At 64.6% G+C, this 14,857-nt stretch carries 17 protein-coding genes; 2 read left to right on the top strand and 15 right to left on the bottom strand.

Going from position 1 to position 14,857, the window contains the following annotated elements; all coding sequences use genetic code 11:
- Positions 1 to 25: 25 nt before the first annotated feature.
- The 15 genes from ureG to urtA all read right to left on the bottom strand — a co-directional run bounded on the left by ureG (position 26) and on the right by urtA (position 12,543).
- Positions 26 to 664 carry an urease accessory protein UreG gene (ureG, locus tag ACVI1L_RS17610; protein ID WP_028334695.1) on the bottom strand — a complete coding sequence of 213 codons (639 nt, stop codon included), beginning with the start codon at positions 662 to 664 and terminating at the stop codon, positions 26 to 28.
- 224 nt (positions 665 to 888) lie between these two features.
- A complete protein-coding gene (locus ACVI1L_RS17605) occupies positions 889 to 1,626 on the bottom strand; it encodes an urease accessory protein UreF (protein ID WP_057016129.1) in 738 nt (245 codons plus the stop codon).
- Entirely contained in the window at positions 1,607 to 2,224 is a 618-nt protein-coding gene (locus ACVI1L_RS17600; protein ID WP_456783368.1) for an urease accessory protein UreE, read from the bottom strand. Before ACVI1L_RS17600 ends, ACVI1L_RS17605 begins: the two co-directional genes overlap by 20 nt.
- Positions 2,225 to 2,231: 7 nt before the next feature.
- Entirely contained in the window at positions 2,232 to 2,531 is a 300-nt protein-coding gene (locus tag ACVI1L_RS17595) for a putative quinol monooxygenase (RefSeq protein ID WP_028342270.1), read from the bottom strand.
- 24 nt (positions 2,532 to 2,555) lie between these two features.
- Positions 2,556 to 2,855: a putative quinol monooxygenase gene (locus ACVI1L_RS17590; protein ID WP_024581875.1), complete on the bottom strand. Its 300-nt coding sequence runs from the start codon at positions 2,853 to 2,855 to the stop codon at positions 2,556 to 2,558.
- 111 nt (positions 2,856 to 2,966) lie between these two features.
- Complete coding sequence (gene ureC / locus ACVI1L_RS17585) at positions 2,967 to 4,682, bottom strand: urease subunit alpha (protein WP_253604700.1); 1,716 nt, start codon at positions 4,680 to 4,682, stop codon at positions 2,967 to 2,969.
- Between the two features lies 1 nt (position 4,683).
- A complete protein-coding gene (locus ACVI1L_RS17580) occupies positions 4,684 to 5,238 on the bottom strand; it encodes an HD domain-containing protein (protein WP_456783367.1) in 555 nt (184 codons plus the stop codon).
- Between the two features lie 4 nt (positions 5,239 to 5,242).
- Complete coding sequence (locus ACVI1L_RS17575) at positions 5,243 to 5,548, bottom strand: urease subunit beta (protein ID WP_028334688.1); 306 nt, start codon at positions 5,546 to 5,548, stop codon at positions 5,243 to 5,245.
- 108 nt (positions 5,549 to 5,656) lie between these two features.
- The gene (locus ACVI1L_RS17570; protein ID WP_028334687.1) at positions 5,657 to 5,959 is read right to left on the bottom strand and encodes an urease subunit gamma; all 303 of its coding nucleotides are present in this window, start codon (positions 5,957 to 5,959) and stop codon (positions 5,657 to 5,659) included.
- Between the two features lie 27 nt (positions 5,960 to 5,986).
- Complete coding sequence (locus ACVI1L_RS17565; RefSeq protein WP_456783366.1) at positions 5,987 to 6,823, bottom strand: urease accessory protein UreD; 837 nt, start codon at positions 6,821 to 6,823, stop codon at positions 5,987 to 5,989.
- A 49-nt stretch (positions 6,824 to 6,872) separates the two neighbouring features.
- Positions 6,873 to 7,568 carry an urea ABC transporter ATP-binding subunit UrtE gene (gene urtE, locus ACVI1L_RS17560; protein WP_057016124.1) on the bottom strand — a complete coding sequence of 232 codons (696 nt, stop codon included), beginning with the start codon at positions 7,566 to 7,568 and terminating at the stop codon, positions 6,873 to 6,875.
- A gap of 4 nt (positions 7,569 to 7,572) precedes the next feature.
- Positions 7,573 to 8,334: an urea ABC transporter ATP-binding protein UrtD gene (gene urtD, locus ACVI1L_RS17555; protein WP_016842654.1), complete on the bottom strand. Its 762-nt coding sequence runs from the start codon at positions 8,332 to 8,334 to the stop codon at positions 7,573 to 7,575.
- A gap of 4 nt (positions 8,335 to 8,338) precedes the next feature.
- Positions 8,339 to 9,508, bottom strand: a complete 1,170-nt coding sequence (urtC, locus tag ACVI1L_RS17550; protein WP_310882011.1) for an urea ABC transporter permease subunit UrtC — start codon at positions 9,506 to 9,508, stop codon at positions 8,339 to 8,341.
- Positions 9,505 to 11,103 carry an urea ABC transporter permease subunit UrtB gene (gene urtB / locus ACVI1L_RS17545; protein ID WP_456785563.1) on the bottom strand — a complete coding sequence of 533 codons (1,599 nt, stop codon included), beginning with the start codon at positions 11,101 to 11,103 and terminating at the stop codon, positions 9,505 to 9,507. Before urtB ends, urtC begins: the two co-directional genes overlap by 4 nt.
- Before the next feature lie 144 nt (positions 11,104 to 11,247).
- Complete coding sequence (gene urtA / locus ACVI1L_RS17540) at positions 11,248 to 12,543, bottom strand: urea ABC transporter substrate-binding protein (protein WP_371852088.1); 1,296 nt, start codon at positions 12,541 to 12,543, stop codon at positions 11,248 to 11,250.
- A 523-nt stretch (positions 12,544 to 13,066) separates the two neighbouring features.
- Here urtA and ACVI1L_RS17535 point away from each other — a divergent pair.
- Together ACVI1L_RS17535 and infA are read left to right on the top strand one after the other, a co-directional pair.
- Positions 13,067 to 14,539 (top strand): DEAD/DEAH box helicase, encoded by a 1,473-nt coding sequence (locus ACVI1L_RS17535; protein WP_456783365.1) that lies wholly within the window; start codon positions 13,067 to 13,069, stop codon positions 14,537 to 14,539.
- A gap of 24 nt (positions 14,540 to 14,563) precedes the next feature.
- Positions 14,564 to 14,857 (top strand): translation initiation factor IF-1, encoded by a 294-nt coding sequence (infA, locus tag ACVI1L_RS17530; RefSeq protein WP_016842649.1) that lies wholly within the window; start codon positions 14,564 to 14,566, stop codon positions 14,855 to 14,857.

The following is a 14,857-nucleotide window of genomic DNA, read 5'->3' as shown; positions in this document are numbered from 1 at the left end:
TTCGCACCGCCACAATGATTAACGCCTAACCCGCCTTGACCTTGCCCTGCGACCGAAGGCCGCCCTTGGTCTCGATGAAGCTGATGATGCGATCGAGGCCGTCGCTCTTCTTCAGGTTGGTCATCACGAAGGGCCGCTCGCCGCGCATCCGCCTGGCGTCGGTGTCCATCTTCTCGAGTGACGCACCGACATGGGGTGCGAGATCGATCTTGTTGATCACCAGGAGGTCGGATCGCGTGATGCCGGGGCCGCCCTTGGAGGGGATCTTGTCGCCGGCGGCAACGTCGATGACGTAGATCGTCAGATCGGCCAATTCCGGCGAGAAGGTCGCCGCCAGATTGTCGCCGCCGGATTCGATCAGCACCAGATCGAGGTCGGGGAATTTTGCCCGCATGTCGGCAACCGCGGCGAGATTCATCGAAGCGTCCTCGCGGATCGCAGTATGCGGACAGCCGCCGGTCTCGACACCGGCGATGCGGTCCGGCGTCAGCGAACCGGAGCGCACCAGAAACTCGGCATCCCATTTGGTGTAGATGTCGTTGGTGATCGCGGCGATGTCGTAGCGCTCGCGCATCGACTTGCAGAGCAGGTCCATCAGCGCGGTCTTGCCGGAGCCGACCGGGCCGCCGACGCCGACACGAAGTGGGCCGTGGGAAGTGGGCATATCAACAAGTCCCTCTATTGTCGTCCCGGCGAAAGCCGGGACCCATACCGCGTGATCCCTCAACCGGGTCCAGTGGCCGACACCATCCGCAACAACCACCCCCTGTGGTTATGGGTCCCCTGAGTTCACAAACGAAGTGCAACACTTCCTTGAGGAGGTGTTGCCATGGGGCGGACTTACAAGCAGCTCTCCCTGCTTTCGCAGGGACGACAGCGGAAGATGCATCATGACCGGAACAGCCTCGTGTATTGCGTCTCGTGACGCAGGCTTGCGAGATCGGCGCGAAAGGTCGCGCCGCCGAGATCGTCGAGCGAGGCCGCATTGGCCCGCGCCGCGGTCGCAGCAACGACCAGCTCGAGACCGGCCAACACGCGCTGACTGTCGGTCTGCCCGAGCGGGATCAGCCGGCTGCCCGCGGAAATCCAGTTCGAGGTCACTGCATGCAGGAAGGCGTGCAGCGCCGGCGCAAGCCGAATGCCGTGTGCAGCGCTGACGATGCCGACCGCGACGGGGTAGACGACAGGGCCGTTGCAAGCCGCAATCATAGCGTCGAGGCCGGGCGAATTCCACGCGGCACGGGCGATCTCGATGAAGGCGCGCCCCTGCGTCGTGGTCTCGAGCTGCCGCTCGCGCGACGGCACGAAGGCCGCGGCAAGCTCGGCGACCTGCTCCAGCCCGGCATGATTGGGCTGCAACGCCGCACGAAAACTCTGCGCGAGAAACACAGCGTCGCAAAATCCGCTGCCGTCGGAAAGCATCGCGGCGAGCCAGCCGCGCAGCGACGCGGCATCCGTGATGTCGCCGGCCTCGACCGCCCATTCGATGCCGCTGGAATAGGCGAACGCCCCCACCGGAAAGGACGGCGACAGCCATGTCATCAGCCGGTACAGCGCGGCCGCCTCATCCTCCGCCATCCCGCCGCGCAGCGCGGCGGGATCAGGCTCATTTGTGGTCATGAGCATGGGAGTGATCGTGGTGATGATGAGCTTGCTCGCAATGCTCATCATGATGATGGTGGTGGTCATGGTCAGGCCCATGATCATGGCCGTGGTGGTGACCGTGATCATGCGCATGGCTGTGGGCATGATCGTGCCCGGTGTGACCATGCGCGTGCGCGTCGGCATGCGCATGCTCGGCATAGGCGCCGCCCTCGGGATCGAACGGCGCCTCAATCTCGATCACACGGGCCCCTAACCCCTTCACCATCGCCTCGATCACGTGATCCCTGCGGATGCGCAATCCCTTCGGCATGATCTGCGTCGGCAGATGACGGTTGCCGAGATGCCAAGCGACCCGGATCAGATGATGCGGATCGCTGCCCCGGATTTCCGCCAGCGGCTCGGGAGCTGCGACTACCTCGACGAGGCGGCCGTCCTCCAGCACCAGCGCATCGCCGCCGCGCAGCGCGACGGCGTTTTCGAGATCAAGCAGAAATTCGAGCCCGCGCGTCCCTGACATCACCATCCGCCGCCGGTGCCGGTCGTCGAAATCGAGCACGACGGTATCGGCTGGCGCTTCCTTCCAGCGGTGCTGTCCCAGGACTTTGGTGGCGCGGATCATCGATGCCTCAGAGCTTCTCGACCTTGGCGTCGCTGATGATCTCGATCACCGTCGGCCCGGTCTTCATGTTAGCGGAATATTCGCGCCATACCTTCATGTGCGGCGCCCTGGCATGGCCGTTGAGATCCTCGCGGCTCTCCCAGCGCTCGACCACCACATAGAGGTTGGGATCGTTGACGCTGACATTGCCGTCATAGGAGATGCAACCCTTCTCCTTGCGGGTCTCGACCGTGCAGGCCTTGTGCCCCTTGATGAAGTCGTCCTTGTTCTCCGGCTTCATCGGCGTGGTGGCGATGACATAGATCATGGATTATCTCCCTTCTTTTTCTCGTTAGCGGACGTCGACCTTCTCGGGCGTGATCACCTCGATCTTCGGCGGCGCGGCCATGCATTTCACCGCGACCCGGCCGAACGTCTTCATGTGCTCGGCGGTGCGATGCGGCACCAGCGCCTCCGCGTTCTCCCACTGCTCGACGAACACCATCTTGCTGTGGTCGGTGACGCTCTCATGCAAATCGTAAGCGATGTTGCCGGGCTCCTTGCGGGTTTCCTTGATGCAGGCCGTCGCCGCAGCAATGAATTCGGCGCGGGTCTCGGGCTTGATGGTCAGCGTAGCAACGACGTAAATCACGGAAGTTCCTCCCGGTTTTCTGTTTTGGCTTGAGTCTTGTTTTGACGCGTTTTCTTTCCGCGAACCGGAAATCCACTTCGCTCGAAAACGCTCTGGTTACCGGGACGGGTTTTAGAACATAAAATAGCGCTGTGCCATGGGCAGCACCTCGGCCGGCGCGCAGGTCAGCAGCTCGCCGTCTGCGCGTACCTCATAGGTCTCGGGATCGACCTCGATCTCGGGCGTCGCGTCGTTGTGGATCATGCTCTTCTTGGAGATCTTGCCGCGGGTGTTCTGCACCGCATAGAGCTTCTTGGCTGTGCCGAGCTTGCGGGCGAGACCGCCGCTCGCCGCGGCCTTCGAGGTGAACACCACCGAGGATGCGGTGAGCGATTTGCCGAAGGCGGCGAACATCGGCTGGTAATGCACCGGCTGCGGCGTCGGGATCGAGGCGTTGGGATCGCCCATCGGCGCCGCCACGATCGAGCCGCCCTTGATGATGCAATCCGGCTTGACGCCGAAGAACGCCGGCGACCACAGCACGAGGTCGGCCATCTTGCCCTTCTCGACGGAGCCGATCAGCTTCGACACGCCGTGCGCAATCGCGGGGTTGATGGTGTATTTGGCGATGTAGCGCTTGACGCGGAAATTGTCGTTGTCGTTGCCCTTGTCCTGCGGCAGCGACCCGCGCTGCTTCTTCATCTTGTCGGCGGTCTGCCAGGTGCGAATGATGACCTCGCCGAGCCGGCCCATCGCCTGCGAGTCCGACGACATCATCGAGAGCGCGCCGAGATCGTGCAGGATGTCCTCGGCGGCGATGGTCTCCTTGCGGATCCGGCTCTCGGCGAAGGCGAGGTCTTCGGCGATCGACGGATCGAGGTGATGGCACACCATCAGCATGTCGAGATGCTCGTCGATGGTGTTGCGGGTGAACGGCCGGGTCGGATTGGTCGAGGACGGCAGCACGTTCTTCAGCCCGGCAATCTTGATGATATCCGGCGCATGGCCGCCGCCGGCGCCCTCGGTGTGGAAGGCATGGATGGTGCGGCCCTTGAACGCCTTCACCGTATCCTCGACGAAGCCGGATTCGTTCAGCGTGTCCGAATGCAGCATCACCTGGACGTCGTAGTCGTCGGCAACCGAGAGACAGGTGTCGATCGCCGACGGCGTGGTACCCCAGTCCTCATGCAGCTTCAGCGCGCAGGCGCCGCCCTTGATCATCTCGACCAGCGCCGCCGGACGCGAGGCGTTGCCCTTGCCGGAGATGCCGAGGTTGACCGGGAAGGCGTCGAACGACTGGATCATCCGCCCCATGTGCCAAGGGCCAGGCGTGCAGGTGGTGGCGAAGGTGCCGTGCGACGGACCGGTGCCGCCGCCGAGCATCGAGGTGACGCCAGACATCAGCGCGTGCTCGATCTGCTGCGGGCAGATGAAATGGATGTGGCTGTCGAAACCGCCGGCGGTGAGGATCTTGCCCTCGCCCGCGATCACGTCGGTACCGGGACCGATCACGATGGTGACGTTGGGCTGGATGTCGGGATTGCCGGCCTTGCCGATCGCCGCGATCATGCCCTCCTTGATCGCGACGTCGGCCTTCACGATTCCCCAGTGATCGACGATCAGCGCGTTGGTGATGACAGTATCCGCGGCGCCTTGCGCGTTGGTCACCTGCGACTGCCCCATGCCGTCGCGGATCACCTTGCCGCCGCCGAACTTCACCTCCTCGCCATAGGTGGTGAGATCCTTCTCGACCTCGATGATCAGATCGGTGTCGGCAAGCCTAACCCTGTCGCCGGTGGTCGGGCCGAACATGTCGGCATAGACGGAACGCTTGATCTTCACGGACATGTCAGCCCCCAGTTTCAGTCAGCGCGGCCTTGGCACGCGCAATCGTGTCGTCGAAAATGCGGTCGAGCCGCGGATTGATGCCCCGGCAACCGGCAACGACCTTGTCGGCCCAGGCCGCATAGTCGGCGAGATCATCGCGCTCGTCCTTGCTCGGATGCGGCACGATCCGCGCGCCGATATTGCTGATCTTGTCGGCGATCTTGATCAGCTTTGCACCGGGAGATTTGTGCGGAGCATCCTCGATCTGCTTTTGCCGGCGGGCAGGCTTTGGCAGGCTCATGTCATCGGTGCACTCGACAACGAGATCGGCAACGCGCGCGCTGAACTTCTGCGCGAGCTCCTCGCGCGTGGTCTCGGTGTCCTCGATGGTGTCGTGCAGCCAGCCGGCAGCCACCAGTTCGGCATCGGTGCCGTTAGTGACCTGCGCGAGCAGATTCGCGACCTCGGCGAGATGGTTGATGTAAGGCTCACTCCCCCGCCCCTTGCGCGCCATCCCGTTATGACGGTGCGCGGCAAGCTCGGCAGTTTCGGAGACCATGCGGACAGCGGGAAGCATGGCGCTACAGCTTCCCCTTCACCTCGGCGCGAAAGCCGTAGATCACGCGCTTGCCGGCGAGTGCGACGAGCTGGACGTCGCGGGTCTGGCCGGGTTCGAAGCGGACGGCGGTGCCGGCGGCGATGTCGAGGCGCATGCCGCGGGCTTTCTTGCGGTCGAATTTCAGCGCCGGGTTGGTCTCGAAGAAGTGGTAATGCGAGCCGACCTGGATCGGACGATCGCCGGTGTTGGCGACCGAGAGCGTCACGGTCTTGCGGCCGGCATTGAGCTCGATCTCGCCGTCCTTGATGAAGAGTTCGCCGGGGATCATTCGTCTCTCCTGTCATTCCGGGGCACGCGAAGCGTGAATCCGGAATCTCGATCAACAATCTCTGGATTCCGGGTTCTGCCTTCGGCCGCCCCGGAATGACGCTCGTGGCTATCGGATCGGCTCGTGCACGGTGACGAGCTTGGTGCCGTCGGGGAATGTCGCCTCGACCTGGATGTCGTGGATCATCTCCGGGATGCCATCCATCACCTGCGCGCGGGTCAGGACCTTGGCGCCGGCCTGCATCAGCTCGGCGACGGTGCGGCCGTCGCGCGCGCCCTCGACGATGAAGTCGGTGATCAACGCGACGGCTTCGGGATGGTTCAGCTTGACGCCGCGCTCGAGCCGGCGCCGCGCCACCATGGCCGCCATCGAAACCAGGAGCTTGTCCTTTTCGCGGGGAGACAAATTCATGCGAGCACTCTGAAAGCGTTGAAAGGATTAGTTGAGCCAAAGCCGCGGCAGCGGGACAGTGGAGGCGCGGCCGAGCACCGTCATCATGTCAGCGCGCAGCCGGGCCGCATCTTGGGCACAGAAGCGGGCCATTGCAAAGCCATTCCAGGCGGAGATGCCGACCTCGCCGCCGAAGCTTTCCGACGCCTCGCGGATGCGCTCGACCAAGGCTTCGTCACCCGGCACGATCAGCGCCGTGCCGATCGCGCAGCCGCCGCCCGCGATCGCGGGTCGCGCGAGCTTCTCGCCGATCTCGCCGTCGAGCCTGACGGTCTCGGCGAACACCAGCTTGCCGCCACGGCGCATCCGCCAGCGGTCGACGAACTCGCCGTGGCGCATGGTCTCGCCCATCGCGGCGCGGCCGAACACCACGATCTCGCAGAGCAGGAGCGAGGCACCCTCGGCAAGGTCGATGTCGAAGCCGCGGTGAATGCGGGCACGGTCGAACAGGATGGTTTCCTGCGGCAGCCAGGCGAGATGCGCGCCTGCGGCAACGGTCAGCGCGATGTCGAGCCGTGCCGCCGCTGCCGGTGCACGGTAGACTTTCTCAGCCGCCGCGGTGGTCAGCGTCAAACGCGCGCCCTCGCCGGCCGCGACCGCGATCTCGAAGCGATCCCCGCCGGCAATGCCGCCGGCGGTGTTGACGAACATGGCCGAGAGACCGTCGTCCTCCGGCGATGGGAAGCGGACGCGCAGCGAGCCGGACTCATGCAGGTCGCCGCGGCGCGTGGCGCCGTCTTTCAGATGCACGCCGAGCCGGACCGCACCCTGGGCGCGGTTTGCCGCAAACGTCGCCGCTGCCGCGCCTGCGATCCCGGTCCGCATTCCCCCAACGCTCCCTTCGCGCGCCACGACAGGCGGCGTCACATCCTGTTCACAGCGCCATCTGGCGGCTGATCTCGGCGGGATCGAGGCTTGCGCGGTCGCAGGCATATTTCACCGCACCCCGGTCCATCACGGCAAAACTGTCGCCGAGTTCGCAGGCAAAGTCGAGATATTGTTCGACCAGCACGATGGCGATGTTGCCGAGATTGCGCAGATAGGAGATGGCGCGGCCGATATCCTTGATGATCGAGGGCTGGATGCCCTCGGTCGGCTCGTCGAGCAGCAGGAGCTTTGGCCGCATCACCAGCGCGCGGCCGATCGCAAGCTGCTGCTGCTGGCCGCCGGAAAGGTCGCCGCCACGGCGGCCCAGCATGGTCTCCAACACCGGAAACAGCGAGAACACGTCGTTGGGAATGTTGCGGTCTTCGCGCTTGAGCGGACCGAAGCCAGTCTTGAGGTTCTCTTCCACCGTCAGCAGCGGAAAGATCTCGCGGCCCTGCGGCACGAAGCCGATGCCGCGCCGCGCCCGCTCATAGGGCTTTAGCGCGGTGATGTCCTTGCCGTCGAAATTGATCGTGCCGGAAGCGATCGGATACTGGCCGACCATGGCGCGGAGCAGCGAAGTCTTGCCGACGCCGTTGCGGCCGAGCACACAGGTGACCTTGCCCGGTTCGGCGGTCAGCGACACGCCGCGCAGCGCCTGCGCCGCACCGTAATAGAGATTGATGTTGTCGATCTTCAGCATCGCCCTAGCGCCCCAGATACACTTCGACCACCCGCTCGTTCGACGACACCTGGTCAATCGAACCTTCGGCGAGCACCGAGCCCTCATGCAGGCAGGTCACCTTGACGCCAAGCTCGCGCACGAAGGTCATGTCGTGCTCGACCACCATGATGGTGTGGTTCCTGTTGATCTCCTTGAGGAGCTCGGCCGTGAGATGGGTCTCGACATCGGTCATGCCGGCGACCGGCTCGTCGACCAGCAGCACCTTCGGGTCCTGCGCCAGCAGCATGCCGATCTCGAGCCACTGCTTCTGGCCGTGCGACAGGCTGCCGGCGAGGCGGTTGCGCGCATCGGTCAGGCGGATGGTCTCGAGCACCTTGTCGATGCGCTCGGACTCAGCCTTGCTGCCGCGCCAGAACAGCGTGCCGCGCACGGAATGATCGACATTGAGCGCGAGCAGGAGATTGTCCTGCACGGTCTGGCTCTCGAACACCGTCGGCTTCTGGAATTTGCGGCCGATGCCGAGCTCGGCGATACGGGTCTCGTCGAGGCGGGTCAGGTCGACGGTGCCGTCGAACAGCACGGTGCCCTCGTCCGGCTTGGTCTTGCCGGTGATGATGTCCATCATCGTGGTCTTGCCGGCGCCGTTCGGGCCGATGATGGCCCGCATCTCGCCGGGTTCGAGCGCCAGCGACAGATTGTTGATGGCGTGGAAGCCGTCGAACGAGACATGCACGCCGTCGAGGTAGAGCATGGCCGAGGTGGCGCGGGTGTCCATGACGTTCATCTGCCTACTCCGCCGGGTTCGGTGCGCCGATGCCGTCTTCGCGCGCGGCACTCTCGGCGTCGGGTGAGTTGCGCCGCGCTTTCAGCGGCTCCCACCAGGCGTTGAAGGTACCGACGATGCCCTTGGGCAACAGCAGCGTGACCAGGATGAACAGCGCGCCCAGCATGAACAGCCAGTACGGTGCAAGCGGCCCCGAGGTGAAGAACGTCTTGGCATAGTTGACGACGACGGCGCCGAGCGCCGCGCCGATCAGCGTGCCGCGGCCGCCGACCGCGACCCAGATCACCGCCTCGATCGAGTTGGCGGGCGCGAACTCGCTGGGATTGATGATGCCGACCTGCGGCACGTACAGCGCACCGGCGACGCCGGCCATGCAGGCCGACAGCGTGAACACGAACAGCTTGTAGGATTCGACACGATAGCCAAGGAAACGGGTCCGGCTTTCGGCGTCACGTACTGCGATCAGGACCTTGCCGAGCTTCGAGGTCACGATCGCGCGGCAGATCAGGAACGCGATGATCAGCGCAAGGCAGCTCAGCAGGAACAGCGCCGCGCGGGTGCCTTCGGCCTGCACGTTGAAGCCGATGATGTCCTTGAAGTCGGTCAGCCCGTTATTGCCGCCGAAGCCGAAATCGTTGCGGAAGAACGCCAGCAGCAGCGCATAGGTCATCGCCTGCGTGATGATCGACAGATACACGCCGGTGACGCGCGAGCGGAAGGCGAGCCAGCCGAAGCAGAAGGCGAGCAGACCCGGCACCAGCAGCACCATCAGTGCGGCGAACCAGAACTGGTCGAAGCCGTACCAGTACCAGGGCAGCTTGCTCCAGTTCAGGAACACCATGAAGTCGGGCAGGATCGGATTGCCGTAGACGCCGCGGCTGCCGATCTGGCGCATCAGGTACATCCCCATCGCGTAGCCGCCCAGCGCGAAGAACGCACCGTGGCCGAGCGAGAGGATGCCGCAATAGCCCCAGATCAGATCGATCGAGAGCGCGAGGATGGCGTAGCAGACATATTTGCCCCACAGCGCGACCAGATAGGTCGGCACCTGGAACATCGAGCCCTGCGGCAGCAGCAGGTTCGATAGCGGGATCAGCACGCCGATCGCGGCGACGATCAGGACGAACGCGGTCGCCGCGCGGTCGAGCGAACGGGTGAGGATGTGCGGCGTCATGCTTCCACCGCCCGACCCTTGAGCGCGAACAGGCCGCGCGGCCGCTTCTGGATGAACAGGATGATCAGCACCAGGATCGCGATCTTGCCGAGCACCGCGCCCGCGACAGGCTCGAGGAACTTGTTGGCGATGCCGAGCGTGAAGGCGCCGACCAGCGTGCCCCAGAGATTGCCGACGCCGCCGAACACCACGACCATGAAGCTGTCGATGATGTAGCTCTGGCCGAGATTCGGGCTGACATTGTCGATCTGCGACAGCGCCACGCCGGCAATGCCGGCGATCCCCGAGCCGAGACCGAAGGTCAGCGCGTCGACGCGCGAGGTGGCGATCCCCATCGAGGCCGCCATGCGGCGGTTCTGGGTCACCGCGCGCATCTCGAGGCCAAGCGCGGTGTAGCGCAGCATCGCCAGCAGGATGGCAAACACCGCGAGCGTGAAGCAGAGGATCCACAGCCGGTTATAGGTGATGGTGATCTGGCCGAGCTCAAAGGCACCGCTCATCCAGGAGGGGTTGCCGACCTCGCGGTTGGTCGGGCCGAACGCGGTGCGCACCGCCTGCTGCAACACCAGCGACAGGCCCCAAGTCGCGAGCAGCGTCTCCAGCGGACGGCCGTAGAGGAAGCGGATGATGGTGCGCTCGATCACGACACCGATCAAGCCGGCGACCAGGAAGGCGAGCGGCACCGCGATCAGCAGCGAATAGTCGAACAGCGCAGGATAGCGGCTGCGGATCACCTCCTGCACCACGAAGGTGGTGTAGGCCCCGAGCATCACCATCTCGCCATGCGCCATGTTGATGACGCCCATCACGCCGAAGGTGATGGCAAGCCCAATCGCGGCGAGCAGCAGCACCGAGCCGAGCGACAGGCCGTACCAGGCATTCTGCACCATCGACCACATCGCCAGATTGCTCTGGATCGAGGACACCGCGCTTGCGGCCGCGTTGGCGACCAGCGGCGGCTGGTCGGCGCCGAGGCCGGTGAGCAGCGCCAGCGCCTCCTGATCGCCGCGCGCCTTGACCACGGCGACGGCGTCGAGCTTGTCGCTGTCGGATGCGTCCGACTTGAACAGGATGATGGCGGCGCGCGCCTCAGCGAAGGCCTGCTTGACCGACTTGACGTTCTCCTTGGCGAGCGCAGCCTCCACCGTCGACAGCAAATTCTCCTCGTGGCTCTTGAACACCGACTGCGCAGCGGCGAGGCGTTTGGCCGGATCCGGCGACAGCAGCGTCAGGCCGCCGAGCGCAGCCTCCACGGTGCGGCGCAAGCGGTTGTTGAGGCGGACGGCGGCGGCGTTGTCAGGCAGCTTGTCGACGGCAGCACCCGTGGCGGCGTCGACGATCTTGCCGTCGGTCCGCGTGATGAAGACCTTCTTGCTGTCGGGATCGGCCGAGAGCCGGCCGTCCTGCAGCGCGCTGATGATGGGCGAGGCCAGCGCATTGCCCGATGCGGCGACCTCGCCGATCGCCGCCTCGGTGTCGGAGAACTCGTCATTGGCGAATTTGGCGACCGAATCCTCGAACGGACCGGCCAGCGCCGGCACTGTGAGGCAGCTCAGCAGCAGGATCGAGAGAAACAGCGCACGAAAACGATCAATACAATTGGCGAACACGTCAGTACCCCGGCAGGAGTGTGAGGAGAAGGCGGCGAGCTGTGCCGCCTTCTCCAGGTTCTTGGATGGTTGTGTTGTGTCGTTGTTCAGGTCAGGAGCTCAGGAGCCCTGTTGTCAGGAGCCCTATTGTCAGGAACCCTGGCCGCCGCACTTGTTGGTCTTGGTGTTGAAGTTGCCGCACTTCTTGCCGACCCAATCGCCGATCAGGTCCTTGGAGCCCTCGAGCTCCTTCGACCAGGCGTCGCCGGCCACCAGGCCCGGGGTCTTCCAGACCACGTCGAACTGGCCGTTGCCCTTGATCTCGCCGATGAACACCGGCTTGGTGATGTGGTGGTTCGGCAGCATCTGCGACACGCCGCCGGTCAGGTTCGGCGCCTCGATGCCGGGAAGCGCATCGATCACCTTGTCCGGATCGGTCGACTTCACCTTCTCGACCGCCTTCACCCACATGTTGAAGCCGATGTAGTGCGCTTCCATCGGATCGTTGGTCACGCGCTTCGGGTTCTTGGTGTAGGCCTGCCACTCCTTGATGAACTTCTCGTTCGCCGGGGTCTTGATCGACTCGAAGTAGTTCCAGGCGGCGAGATGGCCGAGCAGCGGCTTGGTGTCGATGCCGGCGAGCTCTTCCTCGCCGACCGAGAATGCGACCACCGGGATCTCGGTCGCCTTGATACCCTGGTTGCCGAGCTCCTTGTAGAACGGAACGTTGGCGTCGCCGTTGATGGTGGAGACCACCGCGGTCTTCTTGCCGGCCGAGCCGAACTTCTTGATGTCGGCCACGATCGTCTGCCAGTCGGAGTGACCGAACGGCGTGTAGTTGATCATGATGTCGTCCTGGGCGACGCCCTTCGACTTCAGATAGGCTTCCAGGATCTTGTTGGTGGTGCGCGGATAGACGTAGTCGGTGCCGGCCAGCACCCAGCGCTTCACCTTCTCTTCCTTCATCAGATAGTCGACCGCCGGGATCGCCTGCTGGTTCGGCGCCGCGCCGGTGTAGAACACGTTGCGCTCGGACTCCTCGCCCTCATACTGTACCGGGTAGAACAGGATGTTGTTCAGCTCCTTGAACACCGGGAGCACGGATTTGCGCGACACCGAGGTCCAGCAGCCGAACACGACCGCGACCTTGTCCTTGGTGATCAGCTCGCGGGCCTTTTCGGCGAACAGCGGCCAGTTCGAAGCGGGGTCGACCACGACGGGCTCGAGCTTCTTGCCGAGCACGCCGCCCTTCTTGTTCTGCTCGTCGATCAGGAAAAGGATCGTGTCCTTCAGCGTGGTTTCGCTGATGGCCATGGTGCCCGACAGCGAGTGAAGGATGCCAACCTTGATGGTGTCGTCGGCCGCTTGCGCGGGCGCGAGGGACGAGGACGCAGCCAGACCCAAAACCAGGCCGGCCGTCGCCGCGAGCGCGCGGCGGCGGGTCATCGTCGTTATTTTGTGAGAAAGCTGAGTAAGCATGAAATGTCGTCTCCCTGACGCAGGCGTGGAACGCTGCGAACGGCCGCTTGGCCGCCTGCGGTTAATGGAATCGCAAGAACTGTGCCACGGTGCGCGGGCACCGTAAGCCGATGAACCGGCTGGATAATTTCATCGGTTCCGGGCAAATACGGAAGCCGACTGCTCAATCATTGAGCCGCCAACTTGACTGCCGAAAGAGCAATCAGATTATTCTGTAGGCAAAATCGCCGCCTTGGCTAAATTTCCGGCATCGATTTGTGACAGTTTGCGCGATGGTTCAGCGAACTCCGGGCACCAAAGACGGCAATCTCATCTTGAAACCGCCCAGTTCCTGGTCCATATCCTCGCCATGCCCGCGAGAGTCGCGGTGCCTTCGCGAGCTGCGTGTTCAAGCTGCCCCAAGCGGCTTCTGGCTCGCCTTTCAGCTAACCCAGCTTGACGCCCCAGACACGCGGGTGTCCCCGAATGCCTTCACACGCTTCCGGCCGATATGGGCCGGGACGACGACGGCTTTTATGGAAAGAACCACCTTTTGACCTCCTTTCAGGATTTCGGCCTCGCCGATCCCATCGCCCGCGCGCTCCGAGAAGAAAATTATCTCACGCCGACCCCCATCCAGGCCCAGACCATCCCGCTAGCCCTTGCCGGCCGCGACGTCGTCGGCATCGCCCAGACCGGCACCGGCAAGACCGCCTCCTTCGCGCTGCCGATCCTGCACCGGCTGCTCGAGAACCGCGTGCGCCCGCAGCCCAAGAGCTGCCGCGTGCTGGTGCTCTCGCCGACCCGCGAGCTGTCCGGGCAGATCCTCGACAGTTTCAACACCTATGGCCGCCACATCCGGCTGTCCTCGACGCTCGCCATCGGCGGCGTGCCGATGGGCCGCCAGGTCCGTTCCCTGATGCATGGCGTCGAGGTGCTGGTCGCCACCCCCGGCCGCCTGCTCGATCTCGTGCAGAGCAACGGCCTGAAGCTCAACCAGGTCGAGTTCCTGGTGCTCGATGAAGCCGACCGCATGCTCGACATGGGGTTCATCAACGACATCCGGAAAATCGTCGCCAAGCTGCCGATCCGGCGCCAGACGCTGTTCTTCTCGGCCACCATGCCCAAGGACATCGCCGAGCTCGCCGAGGCGATGCTGCGCGACCCGGCCCGCGTGGCGGTGACGCCGGTGGCCTCGACGGTGGATCGCATCGCCCAGCGCGCGATCCAGGTCGATTTCGCGGCCAAGCCGACGGTTCTCGCCCAGTTGCTGAAGCAGGAGCCGGTCAACCGCGCCCTGGTCTTCACCCGCACCAAGCACGGCGCCGACAAGGTGGTGAAAAGCCTTGCCAAGGCCGGCATCGAGGCCAATGCGATCCACGGCAACAAGTCGCAGAACCACCGCGAGCGCACGCTGGCGGCGTTCCGTTCCGGCGAGATCCGCACGCTGGTGGCGACGGATATCGCCGCCCGCGGCATCGACGTCGACGGCGTCAGCCACGTGGTGAATTTCGACCTGCCCAATATCCCGGAGACCTACGTCCACCGCATCGGCCGCACGGCGCGCGCCGGCGCCGACGGCGTCGCGATCTCGCTGATCGCCGGTGCCGAGGAGATGGGCTATCTGCGCGATATCGAGCGGCTGATCCGGATTACCGTGCCGCGGGAAGACCGCCGCACGCAAGGCAGCTCCTCTGGCGGCCGCGAGGCCGCCGGGCCGGCGCAGGCCACCCACCCGCACCGGGGCGGCCGCTCTGCGCCCCGTGCGCACAATGTCCGTGGGAATGAGGCCGCTCCGGGCGCAAAAGGCCCTCGCCGCCGCCGCCGTCGAGGTGGTAATAATGGCGCGCCGCAGACGAGCCGGGGCGAGTCGCCGCGTCCGTCGCAGGCCGGCAACAGCGAAGGCATTCAGGGCGTCGCCTTCTTGCATCGCGAGAGCCGGCCGAATCCGCAATCCAACCGCAACAACCGACCGAAGCACTAGCCGTCGCTCGATCTGGAGAAACATATGGCTAAGGAAGAGCTGATCCAGTTCGAAGGACTGGTGACCGAAATCCTCCCCGACGCTCGTTACCGGGTGCAACTCGATGCCGGGCACGAGATCGTCGCCTACACCGCCGGCAAGATGAAGAAAAACCGCATCAAGACGCTGGCCGGCGACCGCGTTACGATCGAAATGTCGCCCTACGATCTCGAAAAGGGGCGCCTGATCTTCCGGCACAAGGACGAACGTCCGAGCGGCGCGCCCGGCGGCCCGCCGCGGGGCGGAGCCCAGCGCGGCGGCCAGTTCCGCCGCCGATAA

The organism is Bradyrhizobium sp. USDA 4516 (assembly GCF_054055915.1).
Note: the sequence above shows the minus strand (reverse complement) of the source record. Positions and strands in the feature narration are given on the sequence as shown.